Annotated in this window: 1 protein-coding gene; it reads right to left on the bottom strand. The window is 69.3% G+C overall.

Features of this window, described 5'->3' with window-relative positions; translation table 11 throughout:
* Positions 1-651, bottom strand: a 651-nt coding sequence (locus tag L810_RS42445; RefSeq protein WP_042978366.1) for an aminotransferase class III-fold pyridoxal phosphate-dependent enzyme, incomplete at both ends; no start/stop codon positions are given.

The following is a 651-nucleotide window of genomic DNA, read 5'->3' as shown; positions in this document are numbered from 1 at the left end:
CCGGCGGCACGATCACGCCGCCGGAACCCTGCACGGGTTCGCAGAAGAATGCGGCGACGTTGTCGGCGCCGAGTTCGGCAACCTTGGCTTCCAGCGCGGCCACCGACGCGGCGATCAGCGCCTGCGGATCGCCGCCGAGCGGATGGCGGTACGGGTAGGGCGACGGGATGTGGTGCTGGTCCGCGCGCGGCAGGTCGAAATGGCGGTGGAACGCGGGCAGCGCGGTCAGGCCCGCGCCGATCGACGACGAGCCGTGATAGCCGCGTTCCAGCGCGATCATCTGCTTCTTCGACGGGCGGCCTGTCGCGTTGAAATAGTGCGTGATGAAGCGCACCGCGGAATCGATCGCGTCCGAGCCGCCGAGCGTGAAGTACACGCGGTTCAGCGACGGCGGCGCGAGCGCGGCAAGCCGTTCGGCCAGTTCGATCGCGGGCTGCGAGCCGAAGTGGAAATAACCGGTCGCGTAGGGCAGTTTCGCCAACTGGCTGGCGGCGGCCTTCACGATGCTGTCGCGGCCGTAGCCGACGTTGACGCACCACAGGCCCGAGAACGCATCGAGCAGCGTGTGGCCCGCGGCGTCGCGCAGGAACACGCCGTCGGCGGATTCGAGCACGGTGACGCCGCGCGCCTCGTGCGCACGATAGTTGACGA

The sequence above is a fragment of the Burkholderia sp. AU4i genome (genome assembly GCF_000466765.1).
In the GTDB taxonomy this organism is placed as follows: domain Bacteria; phylum Pseudomonadota; class Gammaproteobacteria; order Burkholderiales; family Burkholderiaceae; genus Burkholderia; species Burkholderia cepacia.
This window is presented reverse-complemented; position numbering and strand designations above follow the sequence as displayed.